The organism is Micromonospora sp. WMMD1120 (assembly GCF_029626235.1).
Classification (GTDB): domain Bacteria; phylum Actinomycetota; class Actinomycetes; order Mycobacteriales; family Micromonosporaceae; genus Micromonospora.
In genome coordinates, this window is sequence record NZ_JARUBO010000005.1 from 2,817,819 (window position 1) to 2,838,677 (window position 20,859).

At 71.5% G+C, this 20,859-nt stretch carries 20 protein-coding genes and 1 pseudogene; 15 read left to right on the forward strand and 6 right to left on the reverse strand.

Features of this window, described 5'->3' with window-relative positions:
- Positions 1-166 precede the first annotated feature (166 nt).
- The 3 genes from O7634_RS13315 to O7634_RS13325 all read left to right on the forward strand — a co-directional run bounded on the left by O7634_RS13315 (position 167) and on the right by O7634_RS13325 (position 4,733).
- Positions 167-640: a hypothetical protein gene (locus O7634_RS13315; RefSeq protein ID WP_278150441.1), complete on the forward strand. Its 474-nt coding sequence runs from the start codon at positions 167-169 to the stop codon at positions 638-640.
- A gap of 260 nt (positions 641-900) precedes the next feature.
- Entirely contained in the window at positions 901-4,314 is a 3,414-nt protein-coding gene (locus O7634_RS13320; RefSeq protein ID WP_278150442.1) for an ALF repeat-containing protein, read from the forward strand.
- 2 nt (positions 4,315-4,316) lie between these two features.
- A complete protein-coding gene (locus O7634_RS13325) occupies positions 4,317-4,733 on the forward strand; it encodes a hypothetical protein (protein ID WP_278150443.1) in 417 nt (138 codons plus the stop codon).
- Positions 4,734-4,867: 134 nt separating this feature from the next.
- Here O7634_RS13325 and O7634_RS13330 read toward each other — a convergent pair.
- Positions 4,868-5,059 (reverse strand): annotated as a pseudogene (locus O7634_RS13330) (CoA-binding protein); the annotation flags it as partial.
- Between the two features lie 236 nt (positions 5,060-5,295).
- Between O7634_RS13330 and O7634_RS13335 the strand changes: the two are divergent.
- Positions 5,296-8,901 (forward strand): ALF repeat-containing protein, encoded by a 3,606-nt coding sequence (locus tag O7634_RS13335; protein WP_278150444.1) that lies wholly within the window; start codon positions 5,296-5,298, stop codon positions 8,899-8,901.
- Positions 8,902-8,945: 44 nt separating this feature from the next.
- The gene (locus O7634_RS13340; RefSeq protein ID WP_278150445.1) at positions 8,946-9,332 is read left to right on the forward strand and encodes a hypothetical protein; all 387 of its coding nucleotides are present in this window, start codon (positions 8,946-8,948) and stop codon (positions 9,330-9,332) included.
- Positions 9,333-9,589: 257 nt separating this feature from the next.
- Here the strand turns inward: O7634_RS13340 and O7634_RS13345 are convergent, their stop codons facing one another.
- Together O7634_RS13345 and O7634_RS13350 are read right to left on the reverse strand one after the other, a co-directional pair.
- Complete coding sequence (locus O7634_RS13345; RefSeq protein WP_278150446.1) at positions 9,590-9,997, reverse strand: CoA-binding protein; 408 nt, start codon at positions 9,995-9,997, stop codon at positions 9,590-9,592.
- A gap of 25 nt (positions 9,998-10,022) precedes the next feature.
- Positions 10,023-11,066, reverse strand: coding sequence for an Rv2578c family radical SAM protein (locus O7634_RS13350; protein WP_278150447.1), 1,044 nt, complete (start codon positions 11,064-11,066; stop codon positions 10,023-10,025).
- Between the two features lie 92 nt (positions 11,067-11,158).
- Here O7634_RS13350 and O7634_RS13355 point away from each other — a divergent pair, with 92 nt between their 5' ends.
- Entirely contained in the window at positions 11,159-11,578 is a 420-nt protein-coding gene (locus O7634_RS13355; protein ID WP_278150448.1) for a DUF393 domain-containing protein, read from the forward strand.
- Here O7634_RS13355 and O7634_RS13360 read toward each other — a convergent pair.
- The 3 genes from O7634_RS13360 to trxA all read right to left on the reverse strand — a co-directional run bounded on the left by O7634_RS13360 (position 11,542) and on the right by trxA (position 13,468).
- Positions 11,542-12,510 (reverse strand): HTTM domain-containing protein, encoded by a 969-nt coding sequence (locus tag O7634_RS13360; protein WP_278150449.1) that lies wholly within the window; start codon positions 12,508-12,510, stop codon positions 11,542-11,544. The two genes, O7634_RS13355 and O7634_RS13360, sit on opposite strands and share 37 nt — an antisense overlap.
- A complete protein-coding gene (locus tag O7634_RS13365; protein ID WP_278150450.1) occupies positions 12,507-12,947 on the reverse strand; it encodes a hypothetical protein in 441 nt (146 codons plus the stop codon). Before O7634_RS13365 ends, O7634_RS13360 begins: the two co-directional genes overlap by 4 nt.
- 158 nt (positions 12,948-13,105) lie before the next feature.
- On the reverse strand, positions 13,106-13,468 hold the full coding sequence (trxA, locus tag O7634_RS13370) for a thioredoxin (RefSeq protein ID WP_278150451.1): 363 nt from the start codon (positions 13,466-13,468) through the stop codon (positions 13,106-13,108).
- A 561-nt stretch (positions 13,469-14,029) separates the two neighbouring features.
- Here trxA and O7634_RS13375 point away from each other — a divergent pair.
- The 9 genes from O7634_RS13375 (at position 14,030) to O7634_RS13415 (ending at position 20,855) form a co-directional block, all read left to right on the forward strand.
- Positions 14,030-14,545: a MaoC family dehydratase gene (locus O7634_RS13375; protein WP_278150452.1), complete on the forward strand. Its 516-nt coding sequence runs from the start codon at positions 14,030-14,032 to the stop codon at positions 14,543-14,545.
- A gap of 93 nt (positions 14,546-14,638) precedes the next feature.
- Positions 14,639-15,175, forward strand: a complete 537-nt coding sequence (locus O7634_RS13380) for a hypothetical protein (protein ID WP_278150453.1) — start codon at positions 14,639-14,641, stop codon at positions 15,173-15,175.
- 52 nt (positions 15,176-15,227) lie between these two features.
- Positions 15,228-15,851 (forward strand): RNA methyltransferase, encoded by a 624-nt coding sequence (locus tag O7634_RS13385; RefSeq protein WP_278153957.1) that lies wholly within the window; start codon positions 15,228-15,230, stop codon positions 15,849-15,851.
- Positions 15,852-15,930: 79 nt separating this feature from the next.
- Entirely contained in the window at positions 15,931-16,608 is a 678-nt protein-coding gene (locus O7634_RS13390; RefSeq protein ID WP_347404250.1) for a DUF6758 family protein, read from the forward strand.
- 116 nt (positions 16,609-16,724) lie between these two features.
- On the forward strand, positions 16,725-16,883 hold the full coding sequence (locus tag O7634_RS13395) for a hypothetical protein (protein ID WP_007455302.1): 159 nt from the start codon (positions 16,725-16,727) through the stop codon (positions 16,881-16,883).
- Between the two features lie 6 nt (positions 16,884-16,889).
- Positions 16,890-17,765, forward strand: coding sequence for a PH domain-containing protein (locus O7634_RS13400; protein ID WP_278150455.1), 876 nt, complete (start codon positions 16,890-16,892; stop codon positions 17,763-17,765).
- 103 nt (positions 17,766-17,868) lie between these two features.
- Positions 17,869-18,681: a SigE family RNA polymerase sigma factor gene (locus tag O7634_RS13405; RefSeq protein ID WP_278150456.1), complete on the forward strand. Its 813-nt coding sequence runs from the start codon at positions 17,869-17,871 to the stop codon at positions 18,679-18,681.
- 56 nt (positions 18,682-18,737) lie between these two features.
- Positions 18,738-19,940 carry a hypothetical protein gene (locus O7634_RS13410; protein ID WP_278150457.1) on the forward strand — a complete coding sequence of 401 codons (1,203 nt, stop codon included), beginning with the start codon at positions 18,738-18,740 and terminating at the stop codon, positions 19,938-19,940.
- A 42-nt stretch (positions 19,941-19,982) separates the two neighbouring features.
- Entirely contained in the window at positions 19,983-20,855 is an 873-nt protein-coding gene (locus O7634_RS13415) for a PHP domain-containing protein (RefSeq protein ID WP_278150458.1), read from the forward strand.
- Positions 20,856-20,859: the final 4 nt, after the last annotated feature.

Here is a 20,859-nt window from a genome sequence, read left to right on the forward strand (position 1 = left end):
CCGGATGCGGTCGAGGGGATCCGGGAGCCGCCGGCGTCAGGTGACCACGGAGTGACCTGCGTCACATGGTTCGGGTCAATGACGACGAGCCTGACTCCCTAGAGTGGTGGATGGTCATCAAGCAGTAGTTATGTGACGCGGTGGCCAATTCGGGGAGAGGGAGTTCATGAACAAGACGGCCGTGCTTGCCTTGGTGACGCTGGGAGCCGCAGCCGCGGTGGCGGTCCCCGTGGCCCTGTACGCGGGTCCCGCTGACGCGGCTGAGGAGCCGCCTTCGCTCGTGGAGGACTTCTCCTACCCAGGCGCCGCCGCCATCAAGCAGAGCCGAGACATCGAGCTCATCAAGGGCGATGGCCGCATCACCCTCGTCGACTGCACTGACAATCCGGAACTGATCCGGGTGGAGAGCCTTCTCCGCACCGATTTCTGCTTCTCGGTCAAGGGAGACAGCGGCTGGCTGAGCCTTCGCCTGGACGGCGTCTTCCTCATCCACTCCGGTGATCAGAAAGTGGCGGCGAAGGTTGCCGCCAACGGTGTCGAGGAAACGGTCAACATCCGCGAAAACAGCATCCAGCAGGTCGGCATCGGCGATCCGGATTTTGGCGTCCTCCTCGAGCTGCGGGCCACGCCGCCGGCCTGAGCGGAAGCAGTTCACGTGACATCGATGTGACGACAATCACTATGAATGGGGCATCTAAGAATAGAAATACATGAACAAATAGATTCATGTTTTCTATTTCCCCCTTACATCGGTTCACTTATCCAAAACCCTCCTCACCCCCGACCCAGCGACGATTGCCGCGCCGCCTGATGGCCGGTGCGTTGTCGGCCTTCGTCGCGGTCGGGGCGCCTCTCGTGCCGGCGTCGGCCGCAGCAGCCCAGGACCCCATTCCCGGCCTGGTGTCCGATCGTGCCGGCGTCGTCGCGATGGTGTCGTCGGCCGGCCCGGCGACTGCCAGGGCCGCCGAGGCCGCGGTGCTCGGAGCCGACGAGCGGTTGCAGGAGTTCCTGACCACCGGGCAGCAGGAGACCCTGGTCCAGGACGACCGGGTGCGACTGGCGCAGCTGATGGCGGCCAGCGGGCCCGCGATGACGGCGGCCGCCCAGCCGGCGCTCGCGGGTTCCCCCGCTGACCTCCGCGCCTTCCTGTCGACGGGGTGGAAAGCACCCGCCGTCCAGGACCGACGAGTGCGTGTCGCGGAGTTCATGGCCGTCGGTGGCCCGGCCACCAAACAGGCGGGACAGGCCGCGTTGAACGGCGGCGACGCGGCGGTGGCGGAATTCCTGCGCAGCGGCGCGTACACGGCGCGGATCCAGGACAACCGGATCGACGTCGCGACGATCATGTCGGTCGGCGGTGCGGAGGTACGCCGAACGGCTCAGGTCGCCCTGGCGGGAACTCCCCTGGATGTGCAGGAATGGCTCGACCATGGGCAGCACGTCGCCCGAGCTCGTGATCAGGAGGTGATGACCGTCTCGCAACTGACCGCGATAGCCCGGCAGTCGCAGGCACTCGCGGCGAAGGAGACGGCGGCGGCCGAGGAGGCGTCCGAGAGAGCGGTGACCTCCGCGCGGTTGGCCAAGGAGGCCGCGGAGGTGGCTGCGGACGAAACCGAGGCGGCAAACGACTCGGCGGTGAAGGCAGCCGCCGCGGCTGGTCGTGCGGCCGACGCTGCAGCCCGTGCGGCCGAGGCGGCCCAGGACGCCATCGGTGCCGCGAACGCCGCGAACCAGGCAGCCCGGAACGCCGCCAACGCGGCATCCCGAGCGGCGTCCGCAGCCGCGCTGGCAGGTAGGGCCGCCTCACAGGCGTACCGGGCCGCCGCGGACGCCGCCACCGACGCGAGCAAGGCGAGCGCCGCACGCCAGGCCGCCGAAAAGGCCCGGGATTCGGCTCGTCTGATCGACGATATCGCCGCTTCGATGTCCAAGGTCATGGATGCCGCCGACGCGGCGAAGTCAGCCTCCAGCGCCGCACGTAGCGCGGTGGCCAACGCGAAGGCCGCCGCCGCGGCGGCGCAACGCGCCGGCAGCCAGGCCAATGTCGCGGAGAGCGAGGCTGCCCGGGCCCGTCGCGAGGCGAACCGCGCGCTGGCCCTGGCTCAGGCGGCCGACCGGGCGGCCACCAGGTCCGAATCGCTCGCCGCGCAGGCGTCCGCCGCTGCCGCGCAGGCCCTCCAACTGGCGACGAACGCCGCGCGGCACGCGCGGGCTGCCGCAGCGGCAGCGGATCTGGCGGCTGAGCATGCCGGAGACGCGGCCACCGCGGCAGCCGAGTCGACGAGACACGCCGAGGCGGCACAGGTCGCGGCGGACATGGCCTCGGCTGCGGCGGAGCAGGCGGACCTGGTCGACCGTACGGCCCGGGCGGGCGAGGCGGACCGGCTCGCCCTCGAGACCGAGCAGGCAATCGCGGAGGCACAGGAACTTCGACTCGCGGAGGACGGCCAGCCGGCACAACCGCTGCCGGACGCGCCCGAGGCGGAGCGGGTGGACAGCGCCACCCGACAGCTGCTCGCGGACGCCGCCGCCCCGGGTGCCCCGAGCGCGGTGGTCATGTCGAAGGGGCGGGCTGCGGCACTCAACGTCAATCGGTCGGGCTCCTCGTGGAGCCGGTCGGCGGCGGAGTCGGCCCTCGCCGGTGATGAGTCCGGCATGCGGAGCTGGCTCGCCACCGTGCGGATCGCCGCCGCCGAACAGGACGATCGCGACCGGGTGTCCGAGATGGCGACAATGACGAGCAAGGCCAACCTGAAGGCAGCGGCCGAGGCCGCGCTGGAGGGAACGTACGCTGATGTCCTCGCCTTCCTCGAATATCCCGCCTACGAGGGCAAGGTGCAGGACGACCGGGTGGCGATCGCGGTGGTGATGGATGCCGGTGGCCCGGCCACCAAGGCGGCGGCGCAGGTCGCCCTCAACGGCACGCCGCAGGACGCGCACGCCTTCCTCCGCACCGGTCAGTACGTCGCGGCGGCCCAGGACGATCGGGTGGCGATCGCCACGATCATGAACGGTGCCGGTCCGGAGGTGACCGCCGCCGCCCGGATCGCGTTGGCCGGTCCGCGTGCCTTCGCCCGCGACTTCGTCCAGGTGGGGCAGTTCAAGGCGGCCCAGCGGGACCACGACGCCGCGGTGCACGCCGCCACCATCAAGGGCTACGTCGCCCAGAGCGCCGAGTACGCCGCGACGGCGCAGGTCGACGCGGCACGTGCGGCCGAGGTGGCGGCGCGTGCCCGGGCGGCTGCGGGCGAGGCGCAGGCGCATGCCGACCGGGCCCGGCTGTTGGCCGAGGAAGCGGCGGGCTACGCCGAGCAGGCGGCGCAGTCGGCCCTGGCCGCGAAGCAGTCGGCGGACCAGGCCGCGGCGTCCGCGCAGGCGGCCCGTAACGCCGCCAACCGGGCTCTGCAGGCTGCCAAGGCGGCGAGTGCGTCGGCCGCACGAGCCGCTGAGTCGGCCCGGAAGGCTCGATCGTCGGCCAACTGGGCGCAGACCTCGGCCGCGCAGGCTCGGGCGTCGGCGCTCGCGGCAGGTGCGGATGCGGCGGCCGCGGCGGAGGCGTCCCAGGAGGCCTTGACGATCGCGATGGAGAAGGTCCGGGCGGAGGCGGAGGCACAGCGGGCCGCCGGACCAGAGGGGATCTTCTTCGGGCCCGAGGGGTCCGGCCACGTGCGCGGCACACAGCAGACGATGGCCACCGCGCCGGGCAACGGCATCATCGTCTTCCGGCTCTTCATCAGCGACAAGTACTTCTATTGCCCTCCCGGAGCGGTGGCGCCATGTGGCGCGGGCGACGGGCGCTCCTTCTCGACGGACTCACAGGCGGGTTACCGGGTGGCAATCGCCTGGAACACGGAGACTGGAGCCGTGAGCATCACGGCTTCCCCGAGCTGCCTCAAGATCGGGTTCTGTGTTCCGCCACGGCTGATCGGTGCCGGGAACGACCTCGAAATCATCGGCGCGGGCGCTGGTCGTCTGGACTTCTCCATAGCGGCACAGTCCTCGATCCCGCTGCTGCCGACCATCGATCAGCGGATCGGCATCGAGATTGGTTCAGCGGGGACAGTGATCCGCATCGACGGTGATCCGTACCCGGATTTCGAGGCCGTCCAATTCAAGAACAACAGCAACTCCGGCACGTTGCTCGCCACCTCGCCGCACGCCGGTCCCGGCGGGCCACAGATCCAGCTCTGGGATCTGACCGAGAACCGCAAGGACACCTGGGTCAACGGTCAGAACAGTGACCCCGCGCTGGAGTACTACCTCTTGAAGAAGGAGCTGTGTCTCATCAACCCGGCCATGTCGCTGTGCCGCTAGAAATGGAGCGTCAGCCGAGCACCTGGCAGCGACTCCGGGCACTGCCGCTGTCAGGTTTCGTGCTGGTCTACACCGGGCTGTACGGCGTGCTCACCGGAATTGTCAGCATCGTCGGATACCTGGTGTTCGCCAACCAGCCGTCCTTCGGTGGCTTCGTGACCGAGATGATCCTGGCCGCCGGATACCTCGTGATCGCATCGGTGCTGCCTTTCGCCGTCGCGCTCGGGATCCTGTTCCTCTTCCGTGACGTGCGGCCCGTCTGGTTCCGGCTGGCTGCCGTGCTGCTCTGCTGCCTACCGTCGGTCTGCACGCCCGAGCCACGACAGCTGGCCTACTTCCTGCCGATGCAGATTCTGGTCGCGTTGGTGGTACGACAGCCCTACGACCCGGCGCGGGACCAGGTCGGCAATCACTCCTGATGGTCGCGGAACGGGCTCCCCACGGCATCGTCGTGGGGAGCCCGGTGCACCAGCACAAGGACACCCGGTGCACCAGCACAAGGACAGTCACGCGCACCAGGCCGGCCGCGACGGCTGGTTCGTGCGGGCTCGGGTCAGCTCGGGCGGATCAGGCCGGCGGTGGCGCGTTCGATGATGAGGCAGCGGTCCTCGACGTAGTGCATGCCGGCCTCGGTGGCGATGCGCCGCGCTTCGGCCGAGACGATGCCCGGTTGCAGGCAGATCGCCGGGGCGCCGATCGCCGCGGCGTCCCGGATGACCTGCGCGTCGTCGGCCGCCGGCCGGAAACCAGTCCCCAACCTGTTCGGGCAGAACACCTGGGTGGGCGGAAGCGTCGACGTCGACTGCCGCATCGTTGAATGTCAAGGCGACGCGGCATCGATTCAATGACATTTGTCACGTCGAGCGGGCGTATGGCGTGAGCTGGCCCTGCCTAGGGTTGGCCGACGACCGTACAACGACTGCTACGTACTACGGGGGTAACGTGGCTGTGCCTTTGGTGTGCCCACAATTCCGGGGCCGGATGTTTCGACGAGCCCCAGGCGCGACGGCGATCGTCCTTGCCACCTTTACCGGGCTGGTCGGTGCCCTGCTGACAGCTCCGACGCCCGCCGCAGCCGATGTCCGGGCGGACCGCTACACAGTGATCTCTCTGCTCCGCACGGGTGGTCCGGCGACAGCGCGTGCGGCGGAGGGCGCCCTTCTCGGGTCGGACAGCCAGGTGGCCGAGTTCGTCGTCACCGGGCAACATGCCACGCGCGTCCAGGACGACCGGGTGCGGCTCGCGCAGTTGATGGCGATGAGCGGGCCAGCCTTGTCGCAGGCCGCGCAGGCACCGCTGGCGGGTTCTCCCGCCGAGCTCCGACAGTTTCTCGACACCGGCCTCGACGGCCCGATGGCGCAGGACCTCCGGGTGCGAACGGCCCAGATCATGGCGGCTGGTGGACCCGCCACCAGGAAGGCCGCTCAGGATGCGCTGACCGCGGGCGGCGCTGCCGTGGCTGCCTTCGTGGTGCGGGGCCAGTACCTCGCCGCACAGCAGGACGATCGCGTCGCCACAGCGTCGGTGATGGCCACCGGCGGCCCTCAGGTACGGGCCGCGGCCGTCCTCGCTCTCCAGGGCACGCCCGCTGATGTTCGCGAATTCCTCGAGTCGGGCCAGCACGTCGCGCGGGCCCGGGACGAGGAGGTGCTCACTGTCGGCCGTCTCACCGAGCTGGCCAAGGATGCGCAGCAGACGGCCGCCGCGGAAACGCGAGCCGCCAAGGAGGCATCGGACCGAGCCGTCACCGCTGCCCGACTGGCGAAGGAGGCGGCCCAGCAAGCTGCTGCCGAGACCGCCGAGGCGAAGGACTCGGCCACGCTGGCCGCTGCCGCCGCTGCTCGGGCGGCGGACGCGGCGGATCGCGCTGCCGCAGCGGCCCGCGACGCCATCGGAGCCGCCCGGGCAGCGACCAACGCTGCTCAAGTCGCATCCAATGCCGCCTCCCGGGCTGCCAACGCGGCGGCGCTCGCCGGTGAGGCAGCGTCAAGGGCATATCGTGCGGCCGCCGGCGCCGCGACTGACGCGTCCAAGGCGTCAGCAGCCCGGGTGGCAGCCCAGGAGGCGCGGGACGTCGCCCTTGCGGCAGGCCAGGCGGCCGACGCGGCAAAGGCCTCGGACGACGCCGCGACGGCCTCCGCGGACGCGGCGAAGGCCGCACGGGGAGCAGCCGGTCACGCCAGGGACGCGGCAGCCGCGGCGGATGAGGCTGGCGGCCACGCCAACGTCTCCGAGGCCGAGGCGCGCCGTGCCCGGGAGGCAGCCGAGCGGGCGAGGAACCTGGCGGCCCGGGCGGAACGCGCGGCGGCCGCTGCCGAAGGCTTGGCCCGTCAGGCTGCCCTGGCGGCCCGTGACGCCCGTCGTCACGCATTGGACGCGGCCGCGCACGCCAACGCCGCAGCCGCTGCTGCCGATCGCGCCGCGGACCACGCCGGTGACGCCTCTCAGGCTGCCGCCGCGTCCACCGCCCACGCGGCTGCCGCCGCCGTGGCGTCCGAAACAGCCGCGGCCGCCGCGGCCACCGCTGCCGACGTCGAGGAGACAGCTCGCGCCGCGGACGAGGAGCGGTTGCGGGCCGCGACCGAGGAGTCGATCGCCGCGGCGAAGGAGAACCGCGCCATCGAGCTGGATCAGCCGTCGCAGATTCCCTGGGACGCCCCTGAGCAGGACCGAATCGACGCGGAGACGCAGCGACTGCTGAGTGAGGCGTCTGCTGCCGACGCTCCGTCGGCGGTCCTCGTCGACAGCGGACGGAAGGCTGCTCTGCGCCTGATGGCCGTGGCCGGCCCCTGGACGCGGGCAGCGGCGGAGAAGGCCCTGGCCGGTGACGAGGCGGATCTTCGACGGTTCCTGTCGGTCGACCGCGCCACCGCTGCGGAACAGGACGACCGCGCCCGCGTCGCTCACCTGGCCGACCTGTCGGACAAGCCCGCGCTGAGGGTTGCGGTCCAGTCGGCGCTCGCCGGCGATCACGAGACAGTGGTGCGTTTCCTCAGATTGCCGTCGTACGAGGGCAAGACGCAGGATGACCGCGTCGCCATCGCCCAGGTGATGGCCGCGGGAGGCCCGGCAACCCACGCGGCGGCCGAGGTCGCCTTGAACGGCACCCCGGCCCAGGCACATGCCTTCCTGCGGACCGGGCGCTACGCCGCAGCCGAACAGGACGACCGCATAGCCATCGCCACCGTACTCGTCGGAGCAGGGCCGGAGGTGGAGGCAGCAGCAAACATCGCGCTCAACGGTCCCCGCTCCTACCTTCGGCACTTCCTGGAGGTCGAGCAGTTCAAGGCCCGCCAGCGCGACCACGTCGCCGCGACGCACGTCGCTACGGTCCGCTCCCTGCTCGCGGAGGCCACCCGCTACGCGGCGCTGGCTCGGGCTGACGCCGCAGAGGCCGCGCGGGTTGCGGCCGTGGCTCGTAAGGCGGCGGAGGAGGCCCAGCTGTGGGCGGACCGGGCCGCCGCGGCGTCGAACGAGGCGCAGGGGTACGCAGAGCAGGCGCGCAACTCGGCCGCCGAGGCGAAGGAGTCCGCGGCTCGGGCGGCCGCGGCTGCCCAGGTGGCTCGCGACGCCGCGCAGTCAGCCGCCGCCTCGGCGGCCGCCGCCAACCGTTCCGCCGTCAAGGCCACGGCCTCAGCGGCCCAGGCCCGAACGTCGGCTGACTCCGCCTATCAGGCAGCCGAGCAGGCGAGAGCGTCGGCCATCGCCGCGGGCAAGGACGCCGCCCTGGCGGCTGAGGCGGCGGCTGAGGCGTTGCAGATCGCCATCACCAAGCAGCGCGAGGAGCAGCAGGCTCGCCAGGAGCCGGACGTGCCCGCCCTCACCGGCCCCGAGAGCGGCTTCACCGGCCTGGAGGAGTACGACGAGGGCACGGTCGTACTGTGGTTCGACGGCGTCTGTTACCTCAACGGCACGCCCTTGCCGGGGACCCTCGGCGTGGACTCCTGCACGACGCTGGCGGAGGACTTCGACGGCTGGTTGGGCGACCACGCCGATCACATCTCCTGGGAGTCTCTCGCCAAGGCGCCGAGCCCGGCCGAAGCACTCCTTCAGGCCTACTGCATCGACAAGGACAACTGGTCCACGATGCCCTGGAACAATCGGGATGCCTGCGGCAAGGCGTTGCGGGACCAGTTGAACGCCGACAAGCCCGGGTTGGTCCTCATCTACCAGGAGGCCGGCGTAGGTGGAGCTGCGTTCCGGGGCATCGGCCGGCTGCTCGGCATCGGGCTCCGGACCCCGGCGCTCTACCGGATCCCAACCAACCGGGCGTTGTTCGAAACCTACAAGAACATTCTGCGCGCCGAGATGAAGCGGCCGCACGTCACGAACGCGGAGCTTTCGAAGGTGATGGACACCCTGTACCGCCCCGGGGCCACGATGGGCAGTGGGAGCACGGCGACCGCGGTCCGGTTCGAGACCTGGACAGGCGGATCGGTCGGCGGTGCACACCACAGCCAGAAGGCCCGCGACTACATCATCAAACTCGAGCGTTGGCTCGCCAACAACCCCACCGCGAGTTCGGGCGACCGGGCTGCGGCACAGAATGTGATTCTCGACATGCGCAACGCATTGGCGGGCAAGTGATGCCAACTCCGCAGTGGTGGCCGTCCCTCCTGGCCGCCAGCCCAGTGCTGGCGGCCGAGGACGCCGCCGAGGTGCAACGGTGGGCGCCGGTCTCGGATGCAGAGGTCGACGAGCCGGCAGAGGCAGAGGCTCCGCCACTGCTTCTCAGACTGTCGCACCTCGCCGAAGTGCTCGCCGAACGCGTCGATGACGTGCCCGAGGGCGAACGGCGTGCATTCTTCCACATCCTGGACTCGGTTCTGGCCGATGGCGGCCAGTCAGAGCGGGACGCCGTGGCGACCGGTTTCCTCGAATCCTTGATGGCCGCTGCGGACCGAGGGTTCGACCTCCGCCGGGTGTGGCATGAGCTTGGCACCCATTTGCGGCAATACTGCCGCGACTGGAACGCCTTCACTGGCATCCAGTCTCCCGACTGGATGAGGTCCGCCTGACATTCGCTCCAACGCCGGTCGCCGAGATGGGCCGCCAAGAAAGGAAACGCATACGCGAGGCGTCAGCCGTACGACCCGGACCGGCACCAGCTCGGCAACGTCGTTGATCCGGCACGAGCGGGTTCCGCGACCGGTGGCGACGTCGGCCGGGGAGCCCGGCACGACCGTTCCCGCACTCCCGCGATCTTGCACTCGCTGTGGCGACAAATAGGGCCTGGAGAGAAGGCGTCGTCCCAAGTCCAAGACCGCGGGGTGGGTCAGCCGAGGCGGGTGAGGCCGGCGGCGGCGCGCTCGACGATGAGGCAGCGGTCCTCGACGTAGTCCATGCCGGCCTCCTCGGCGATCCGACGCGCCTCCGGCGAGACGATGCCCAGTTGCAGCCAGACCGCCGGGGCGCCGATCGCCGCCGCGTCCCGCACCACCTGGACAGCGTCGGCCGCCGGCCGGAACACGTCGACCAGGTCGACCGGGTGCGGAATGTCGGCCAGCGACGCGTACGCCCGCTCCCCGAACAGCTCGTCGACGGTGGGGTTGACCGGGATGATGCGCCAGCCGAACCGCTGCATCTGTGACGGGACGGTGTGGGCGGCCTTCAACGGGTCGCGGGACGCGCCCACGACGGCGATCACGGCGGAGTCGGCGAGGATCTGCTGAGCGGTACGCACCCGCCGACTGTAGCTCCGCGCCTCGCTAGAGCAGTGTCAACTGCTCGGCGGTGGTCGGCGGCGGCTCGGGCAGGCTGCGGTTGTCGCCCCGCTCGCCACGGTGCAACCCGTGCCGGCGGGCGGAGATCCGCACCCGTGCTGTCAACTCCCGCTGGTACGCCTGCGGCGCATAGGCGCCGGCCCGGTACAGCTCGCGGTAGGTGGGCACCAGGTGCGGGTGCTCCCGGGCGAGCCAGCGCGCGTACCACTCCCGGGCGCCCGGACGCAGGTGCAGTGGCAGAGCTGTCACGCTGCTCGCCCCGGCCGCGGCGATCGCCGACACGGTGGCGTCGATCGACTCGTCGCTGTCGCTGAGGCCGGGGAGGATCGGGGCCATCAGCACGCCGACGGAGAAGCCGGCGTCGGTGAGCGCCCGGACCGCGTCGAGCCGCCGGCGCGGATGCGGCGTGCCCGGCTCGACCGAGCGCCAGAGCCGCTCGTCGACGAAGCCCACCGAGAAGGAGACACCGACGGTGGTGACCTCGGCGGCCTGCCGCAGCAGAGGCAGGTCCCGCAGGATCAGCGTGCCCTTGGTGAGGATCGAGAACGGGTTGGCGAAGTCGCGCAGGGCCGCGATGATCTGCGGCATCAGCCGGTAGCGGCCCTCGGCCCGCTGGTAGCAGTCGACGTTGGTGCCCATCGCCACGTGCGCGCCCCGCCACCTCGGCGCGGCCAGTTCCCGCCGCACCAGCTCACCGGCGTTGACCTTGACGATCACCCTCCGGTCGAAGTCGGCGCCCGCGTCCAGGTCGAGATAGGTGTGAGTATTTCTCGCAAAGCAGTAAACACAGGCATGACTGCATCCACGGTACGGGTTGATGGTCCACTCGAAGGGGACGCGGGACTGCCCGGGCACCCGGTTGAGGATGGACTTCGCCCGCACCTCGTAGAAGGTCATCCCGGCGAACTCGGGGGTGTCGAAGGTGCGGACGACGGCGTCGGGCAGCGCCAGCGGCAGGGGTGGCGTCGCTGGCGCTGCCCGCTCGGGGTCTCCCTCAACCGGGGGAGCGGCGAGGTTCTCCCAGCGCATGGGCACTATTCGAACACGTGTACGAGCAACGCGCAAGTGACGCGCCGTACACCGGTGGTCGTTCGCGTGGCGGCAGAGAGGAGGATGGACGCATGGAGACGTCGACCTTCGTCTACGACGGGGACTGCGCGTTCTGCACGCAGTGCGCCGATTTCATCGCTCGTCGCATTCCCACCGGCGCCCGCGTGGTGCCGTGGCAGTTCAGCGACCTGGACGCGCTCGGCCTCACGGCCGCCGAGTGCGAGGAGGCGGTGCAGTGGGTCGGCGCGGACGGCTCGCGGGCGGCGGGTCCGGACGCCATCGCGAAGCTCCTCGCCGCGAGCTCCCCGCTCTGGCGGGTCGCCGGCGCGGGCCTGCATTTCCCCCCGGTACGCGCCGCCGCCTGGCCGGTCTACCGCTGGGTGGCGCGCAACCGGCACCGGCTGCCGGGCGGCACGGCGGCCTGCTCCCTGCCGCAGGAGGCCCGGGAGCGGCTCTACGGCGCGGCGGGCCGCCCGAGCGCCGGGGCCTGATCGCCGCGCGGCGTCGACCCCGCCTCGGCGCCCGCCGAAGGGTCGCTGGCGTCGGCCGCCGGACCGGTCGCCTCCGTCTCCGGTACGGCGGCCGTCGACCCGTTGGTGTCGCGGCCGACCAGCCGGCGGGCCCAGACGAGCGGGCGCACCCGCTCCAGCGGGAGGAAACTTGTCATCGCGGCCAGGTGCGGCGCGAACGAGATCGTGATCGTCGCGATGGTGACCGCGTGGAACGAGTAGAAGAACCCGACCATCGCGAGTCGCCAGCGCTGCGGCAGGAAGAAGACCACCGGGCTCAGCAGCTCGAAGGCGACGATGCCGATCTGGGCGGCGATCAGCAGGTACGGCACCTGGGCGATGAGGTCCGCCAGGTCGGTGCCCCGTCGGATGATCGCGCGGGCCAGGACCGACCCGGTCAGCCAGTCCAGGCCGCCGAAGCGCAGCTTGGCGAAGGCGGCCAGGAAGTACGTGCAGACCACGGCGATCTGGGTGACGCGCAGGGCCCAGCCCCCCGCCTCGGTACGGGTGGCGTCGCCGTGCCGGGCGCGACCGGCGGTGGGGAGCACGGCCAGCGCGACGAGCAGCCCGAACCGGTCGTGGTCGACCTTTCCGTAGCTCATCGCGATGATCATCCACTCCAGGTACAGCGCGCAGACCGCCCAGCCGAGCAGCCGGGGCGCGCGTCCGGTCGCGGCCAGGAGGGCGAGCAGCAGCAGCGACCAGAAGATCACCGCCACCAGTGCCGGGGTGGGGGTGGGCAGGGGGAGCAGGCGGCCGATCAACAGGGGCTGGTACAGCTCGCCGGGCACGCTGACCCGGGTGCGTACCCAGGGGGTGAAGATCACCAGGTCGGCGGCGACGAAGAGGTAGATCAGCGTCCGGAACGCGGCGACCCGCCCGCGGGGCACGGCCTCGGTCAGCCAGCGGGTCATCGGGGGGCCTGCCAGCGAACGACTGTCTGGTCGGTGTGCTCGCCGGTGGGCCGGCCGGCGCGGATGCCGTGCCAGCGGATGACGATGCGGACCTCGACCAGCGCGGGGGCGCCCGGGTGGCGTTCGGCGTACGCGTCGGCGACCTCGGTCAGCAGTGTCGGGTCGGCGGCGTAGCGGGCCTGCTGGCCCTCGATCTCGGCGCGACGGATGCCGGTGGCGTCCTGGCCGAGGTCGACCACCTCCCCGGAGCTGTTCACCCCTTCGACGCGGGTGTCGGGCGCCGGCGCGTTCGGCGGGTTGGAGGTGGAGTACATCCGGAACGGGCCGAACGGGAAGTCGTCGTCGCTGCCCCAGAAGGTGCCCGTGACGAGCAGGACGAGGCCGAGTGCGGTCACGCCGAGCCGGGTCACGCGCCCGCGGGTGGTCAGATTCTCCATCGGGTCGTGACGATACGGGATCTACCGGCCGCGTCGGGTCCCTCCGACGGTCGGTTCGGTCCACCCGGGCAGGTGATCACGCAGGCGCTGTCACGGGTACGACGGGGGCCGGGCCCGATGCGGACCCGGCCCTCTCCGTGTCGCCCGTGTGCGACGGCTCAGTGGTTGTGCTCGGCCAGCTGCTTGCGGACGTCGTCCATGTCCAGCGCCTCGACCTGCTCGATCAGGTTCTCCAGCGCGGACTCGGGCAGGGCCCCCGGCTGGGCGAAGACGATCACGCCGTCGCGGATCGCCATGATCGTCGGGATCGAGCGGATGTCGAACTTGGCGCCCAGCTCCTGCTGCGCCTCCGTGTCGACCTTGCCGAAGACGATGTTCGGGTGCTTCTCCGAGGACCGCTCGTAGACCGGGGCGAACCGCTTGCACGGACCACACCAGTCGGCCCAGAAGTCGACCAGGACGATGCCGTCGTTGCCGGTCACCTCGTCGAAGTTCGCCGAGGTCAGCTCAACGGTTGCCATTGCACTCTCCGATCACCGCGGTTTACCTACGTCCCGTAGAACCAGGGCTGACCGTATCGAATTCCCGGGTGCCGGGTCACGAAACGTGCGACGGGCCGTCCGGGGGTTACCACCACCATCGATGAACGTCGGTACATGGTTGGCGTGCGGAACGCAAGTGCATGACGCACTTGCGTGACCTGCGGTAATGGGAGCGTTTCCAGGGAGATCGCGGCGGTTGAGCTATACGAATCAGTAACTTGCCCCTTGACAAGGAGGTATCGGGCCTGCGGAGATCGCTGATCAACCTCGGCTCCGTCACGGAGAGTATTGTTACGAAAAGATAAATGTGACGCCGATCTCTGTTGAACCTACGCCGGCGTAGGGCAGAATTCCTCACATCAGAGCGTGGGCGGCGGGTGCCGGGGAGGGCCCCGCCGCTCATTGCGTCTCCCCCCGGTTGGACGTCCCGCGCGGGCGGTCGGTGTGACATTTCCGCCCCCCTCGCGCCCCGCCGGGCACCTTAACCACCGGTAAGGCATGCTGTCCCGAACTCCATCGCCGCCCGTCGAAGGGACCAGGATGCAGTTCGGTCGCTACTACGAGGAGTTCGAGGTCGGCGCGGTCTACCGGCACTGGCCGGGCAAGACCGTCACCGAGTACGACGACCACCTCTTCTGCCTGCTCACCATGAACCACCACCCGCTGCACCTGGACGCCCACTACGCGGAGACGGCCAGTCAGTTCGGGCGCAACGTCGTCGTCGGCAACTACATCTACTCGCTGCTGCTCGGCATGTCGGTGCCGGACGTCAGCGGCAAGGCGATCGCCAACCTGGAGGTCGAGTCGCTGCGCCACGTCGCGCCGACCTTCCACGGCGACACCATCTACGGCGAGACCACGGTGCTGGACAAGCGCGAGTCCGGCTCGAAACCCGACCGGGGCGTGGTGTCGGTGGAGACCCGCGGCTACAACCAGGACGGCACCATGGTCTGCGTCTTCCGCCGCCGGGTCATGGTGCCCAAGCGGGAGTACGCGGCCGCCGCCGCGCCCGACGGAGTGGATCCGGAGCGGCCCAGCTTCCCCGAGCCGCGCTGAGCCTCGCGGCGGGGCGGCCGACCCGTCGCCGGACCTCGGGCCCCTTCCCGGCCGTCTGGCGGGGAAGGGGCCCTGTTCCGGTTTGCCGGGCATATGCTGACGCCGGAGGTCCCGATGAGCCACTCCGTCGCCGGAGAGCCGCCCTCTGCCGGCCGTCGAGCCGCACCCTCGACCACCGCTGTCTACTCCGCAGCCGAGTGGGATCTGCTCACCAGCCTGCCCGGCCGGGTGCTCGTGGCCGCCGCCGCTCCCGCCTCCGGCCAGCCCACTCGGGGGGTCGAGGCGGGCCTCGCCGGCCTGGACGCGGTGGCCGCCGGCCGGGCCTTCGACAGCGACCTGGTCCGCGCCGTGGTCGCCGCGATCTATGCCCGGCACGACGGGACCCCGCAGCCCACCGCGCGCCTCACCGACCTGGTGGACCTGCTGGCCGCCTGTCGAGCGGCGAGCCGGGTGCTGCGGCGGCGGGCCGACCCCGCCGACTCGGCCGCGTACCGCCAGTGGGTGCAGTCGGTCGCGGCCCGGGTCCGCCGCGCGGTGCCCGACGCCCACGGGCGCCGGGCGGACCAGCCGGCCAGCCCGGCGGACCGGCGCTTCCTGGACCGGCTCGGCGCCGCCCTTGGCCTGGGCTGACCGGGGTGGTCCTCGTGCCGGGCGCGGCAGTGGCCCGTACCCTCTGATGACCGTGACCGACGACCAGCTTGAGGTGGGCGTGGGCCCCTGGCCGGGGGACCCGCCGGACGACAGTCGCTACGACCCGCGGTTGCTGGCGGAGGGGGACCGGCGCAACGTCGTCGACCGCTACCGCTACTGGCGGCACGAGGCGATCGTCGCCGACCTGGACCGGCACCGGCACGGCTTCCACGTCGCCATCGAGAACTGGCAGCACGACTTCAACATCGGCACCGTGGTGCGCAACGCCAACGCGTTCAACGCCGCCGAGGTGCACATCGTCGGCCGGCGGCGGTGGAACCGGCGGGGCGCGATGGTGACCGATCGCTACCAGCACGTCCGGCACCACGAGACGATCGAGGAGTTCGTCGGGTGGGCGGCCCGGCGGCGACTGCCGATCGTCGGCATCGACAACCTGCCCGGGTCCCGGCCGTTGGAGACGGGTGTCCTGCCCCGGGAGTGCGTGCTGCTCTTCGGCCAGGAGGGGCCGGGCCTCTCCGCGCCGGCCCGCGCCGCGTGCGACCAGCTCTACTCCATCGCCCAGTACGGCTCGACGAGGTCGATCAACGCGGGTGTGGCCAGCGGTATCGCGATGCACGCCTGGATCCGCGCGCACGCCGGCGCGCCACCGGACTGACCGCGCTCGGGCACCGAATCGGACGCTCGGGCTTGACGTGTCGTCGGTGTGGCGAGACGGTGGGGATGTGAGTGTCGCGGTGAGTTGTCCGAGATGCGGGGGCCCGGTCCGGGCGCCGGATCTGATGAACACCGACTCGCGGTGCGTGCGCTGTGGCCCCGTCCCGCCACTGCACGTGCCCGAGCACATCGGAGCGGACATCGTGGCGAGCGTGGTGGAGCGGATCACCGCGACCGCGGACCCACCGGTGACGCCGCTGTGGTGCCCCTGGCCGCTGCCACCCGGATGGACACTCACCGGCGTGGCGTACGCGGGCGACGACCGGACCGGGGTGCGGGCGACGGTGGTGGCCTGCGCGGGCCCGGCGCCGCTCGGCGGCGGACCGGCCGATCTGGTCTTCGTGGCCGAGGAGCCCGGCGTGGGCCTGGGCACCCGCCTCGCCGGGCTGGCCGGTCCGGACCCGGGGCCGGAGTTGGCCGACGCGCTCACCGACCCCGGGCCCGGTCACCCGAACCACGTCGGCCAGGCCCGGATCAAGGTCGGCGGCCATCCCACTCCACTGTGGTTGGTGAATTCTCCGACGGATCGAAGCGCGTACGCCGGCGAGGCTCGGGGAATGTGGCTCCATGCGATAGCCTGGCCGGCGAGTGCGGGTCACCTGCTCGCGGAAGACGTCGTGTTGCACGACCTGACCGAGTGGACTCCACCCGAGCTCGTGTACGGCGCACCGTCCCCGTATCTACCCGGGAGGGCTTGACAACCCGCCCGGATTGACGGAGAACGGACGCAGATATTCACTGTACGACACCACACTGATACTCTGGGTGCCGCTGCGGTAATGGGACCCGGCGCCGCGCGAGAGGATGGCCCGCCATGGTCAAGAAGGTCCTCACCTGGGCCGGAATCGCATTCTTGATCTTCTTCGTCGCCTACCGGCCAAACTCGGCGGCGGATGTGTTCAAGTCGCTCGGCGGCGGGATCATGGATATCGCCCAGGGCTTCGGCGATTTCTTCACCAGCCTCGTCGCCTAGCCGCCGATGGGTAGCCCCTCCGGTCCACCCTTCGACCCGGACGACCCCGACCGGGAACGCCGCGAGCGCGACACCGAGCCGATCCCGCGGATCGGGCCCGACGACGGTCCGGGCTACGGTTCCGGCGCCGGCCTCTCCGACGGTCCGTCCCTTTCGGACGACGTCGGCTACGGCGACGGGCCCGGCTACGCCGGTCAGGGGAGTTCGGGTCGAGCGTGGATCCGTGATCCGGAGGGCGGTTACCAGCCGCCGCAGATCTCCGAGGACGAGCTGGCCGGGCTGCGCGCCGACGCGACCGGCTCGGCGCCTCGGCGGGTGCTGCCGCTGGAGGACGAGCCCAGTTCGCTGGTCGCCCGCTACCTCTTCCCCACCGAGCGCTACCGGGGTGAGTGGAAGCGGCACTGGATCCACCTCACCACCCCACTGTTGATCGGCATCGCCGCGACCTTCGTGCTCGGCTACCTCTCCGGCTTCCTCGCCGGGCAGAACGTCGGGGCGTTGACCACCATCGCCGTGCTGCTCTGGTTCGCCGTGATGGGCTGGGTGGCGTGGAAGGTGGCGGACTGGTGGTATGACCGGTTCATCCTGACCAACAAGCGGGTCATGGTGGTCAACGGCATCATCACCCGCCGGGTCGCCATGATGCCGCTCGTCCGGGTGACCGACATGAAGTACGAGCAGACTCCGACCGGGCGGGCGCTCAACTACGGCACCTTCGTGCTGGAGTCCGCCGGTCAGGAGCAGGCGCTCCGCGAGATCAAGAACCTGCCCAACCCGAACGAGCTCTACCTGCGTGTGGTCGAGGAGATGTACGAGCCGCAGGCGGTCGAGGCGCGGCTCGGCAAGGAGGCCGACGAGGCCAAGGCCGACGACGGGGCGTGAAGGTTTTCGACCGAACATCGGAGCAAGTGCGCACCTTTCGTCATGGACCCGAACGCCTCTGACGTGGCACTCTGCCAGGACGGCTGGTGCGGGGAGGTGGGCGGTGGCGAGCAGGGACTCGTTGGAGGAGCAGTTCCGCGAGTTCGTCGCGGCCCGCTCCGCCGCGCTCCTGCGCACCGCCTATCTGCTCACCGGCGACTGGGCCACGGCCGAGGATCTGCTCCAGACCGCGTTGACCAAGACCTACCTCGCCTGGAAGCGGCTCGGGGGGATCGAGGCGGTCGAGCCGTACGCCCGGCGGGTGATGGTCAACACATCGACCAGCTGGTGGCGTCGGCGTTGGCACGGCGAGCGTCCGACCGAGGTGCTGCCCGAGCGGGCCGGCGTCGACGAGATCGAGCAGCAGCTCGACCGTGACCTGCTGTGGCGGCACCTTCGGGAGCTGCCCAACCGGCAGCGGGCGGTGCTGGTGCTGCGCTACTACGAGGACATGTCCGAGGCACAGACCGCCGCGATGCTGGACATCTCACCCGGCACCGTCAAGAGCCAGACCTCCCGGGCGCTGGCCACGCTGCGCCGGCGGATGGGCGCGGACGCGGCGAGCCTCGCCAGCAGCGGGTCGGCCGCATCCGCCGCCCTCGATCGGAGCCCTCGCGCCGGGCAGTCGGGCGGTCGGTCCGTACCCCGCCCAGCAGCGCCAGGCGCGGCGGCGCTGCGCGGCACCGCGCGGCGGGAGACGGCGCTGCGTGACGCCGCGCGGCGGGAGACGGCGCTGCGTGACGCCGCGCGGCGGGAGACGGCGCTGCGTGACGCCGCGCCGGGCGAGGCCGCCCCGCGTCCGATCAGCCCGCAGGCCGTGCTGCCCCCCGCCCCGGCGGCCGTGCCCGTCGGCACGAGCGCCGGGGAGCCGCAGTGAGCCGGTTTCCCGGCCGGCCTGACAACCTGACGGACGGTCCGCAGCGTTCCTCTCAGGTGCGGCCTGACGAGCTGGAAGACGCGGTGCGGGAGACTCTCTCGCGCCAGGTCGCCCTCACCCGTCCGCTGCGCGTCGACCCCGCGGGTCAGGCCATCCGCCGCGCCAACCGGATCCGCCGCCGACGCACCGCCGCCGGCCTCGCCCTCGCCGCGGTGAGCACCGTGCTGCTCAGCGCCGGCATGGTCCAGCTCGGTGCGGGCGCCGGCCGGGAGGGCCCACCCATCCTGGTGATCGGAGACCCGGACCCGGCCAACCGGCCCAACCCGACGACCAGCATCTCCGGCCCGGCCCTCCCGTCCCCGACGGCGACTGTCGCGGTCATGAGCCAGACACTGGTCAGCGCCGACGGGCGCCGACTGGAGCTGCCCGACGTCGGGCCGGCCGAACACGTCCAGCCGCTCTCCGACAACGGCGGTTGGCTGGTGGTCAGCACGCCGAGCACCGCCGGGCGCACCCTCTGGGTGGTGCAACGCGACGGTCTGGTGCAGGCGCTGCTGGCCGGGGCCGGCGCGATCGTCCTGGCCCCGGACAGCCGCCAGGTCGCCTGGCGGGACGGCAAGGACCTGCTGGTGGCGGGAGTGGTCGGCAACCAACTCATCGGGGCGGCCCGGACCCCGGCGCCCCCGACGGCCGAACCCGTCCGGTTCGTCGGCGACAGCGTGCTGGTCCGGCTCGACCCGTCCGCCGCCGGTCACACCCTCTGGCGACCCAGCGCGGGACAGTTGCCGGGGGCCCTCGACGAGAAGACCCTGAACGTCTACGGGCCGCTGCCGGACGGGCGGCTGGTCGGTCAGATCACCACCGACCGCCCGGGTAGGACATGCCTGGCCGTGCTCGACCCGGCGCGCCAACTCAGCCCGGTCCGCACGGGCTGCGGCCTGGAGCTGAGCCGGGACGGCGTCGGCGCGGTCTCCGCCGACGGGCGGTGGCTGTTGGTGAACGGCACGACCGGCAAGGTGAGCAGGTCCCTCCTCGTCGACCTGAAACGGCTCGGACCGGACGCGACGGCGGTGGCGGCCGGCCCGGCGATGACCGGAACGATCATCTGGAGCAACCCGGCCAGCGCCTCCTACCTCGACGGCGCCGGCGAGCTGGTTCGGCTCGACGTCTCGGCGGCGCGCGCCGGTAGGCCGGCCAGCCCCGATCCGGTGCCGGGTCTGCCCGCCGGAGATCGCCCGGTCCTGGTCCGGGGCTTCTGACCGGCGAAACACTCTCGGGGTTTTCTCGGTAGCGTCGGGCGGGTGACCTCGTGTACCGGCCCCGCCCCCCGCATCGACCTGCACGCCCACTCGACGGCGAGCGACGGCACGTTGACCCCGGCCGAGCTGGTCGGCGCGGCCTCGCACGCCGGGCTGGACGTGCTGGCGATCACCGACCACGACACCACCGCCGGCTGGGCGCCCGCCGTGCGCGCGCTGCCGCCGGGCCTGCGTCTGGTACGCGGTGCGGAGCTGTCGTGTCGCTGGTCCGGCGCGCAGCCGGCGATGCCGCTGCACCTGCTGGCGTACCTGTTCGATCCGGACCACCCGGAGCTGTTGACCGAGCTGGCCCGGGTACGGGCCGCGCGGGAGGAGCGCGGCGAACGGATGGTGGCCCTGCTCCGCGCCGACGGCATCGACGTGAGCTGGTCGGGCATCCTGGCCGGCGCGGGTGGTGGCACCGTCGGGCGGCCGCACATCGCCCAGGCGCTCATCCAGGCCGGCCTGGTCGCCACCACCCGCGAGGCGTTCGGGCCGGACTGGCTCGGTGAGCGGTACCGGCTGCCCAAGGAGGACATCGACGTGTTCCGGGCGGTCCGGCTGGTCCGGGCTGCCGGCGGCGTCCCGGTCTTCGCGCATCCCCGGGCCACCCGACGCGGCCGGGTGGTGCCCGACGAGGTGATCGCCGAGCTGGCCGCTGCCGGGCTGGCCGGGCTGGAAGCCGACCACGAGGACCACAGCCCGGCCGAGCGGGAGCACGTCCGCGCGCTCGCCGCCGAGCTGGGCCTCTTCGTCACCGGCTCGTCGGACTTCCACGGCACGCACAAGACCGTTCGGCTCGGGGCGTTCGGCACCAGCGTCGAGGCGTACGAGCGCATCGTCGCCGCCGGGGTGACCGAGGTCGCTTCGGGCTGATCCG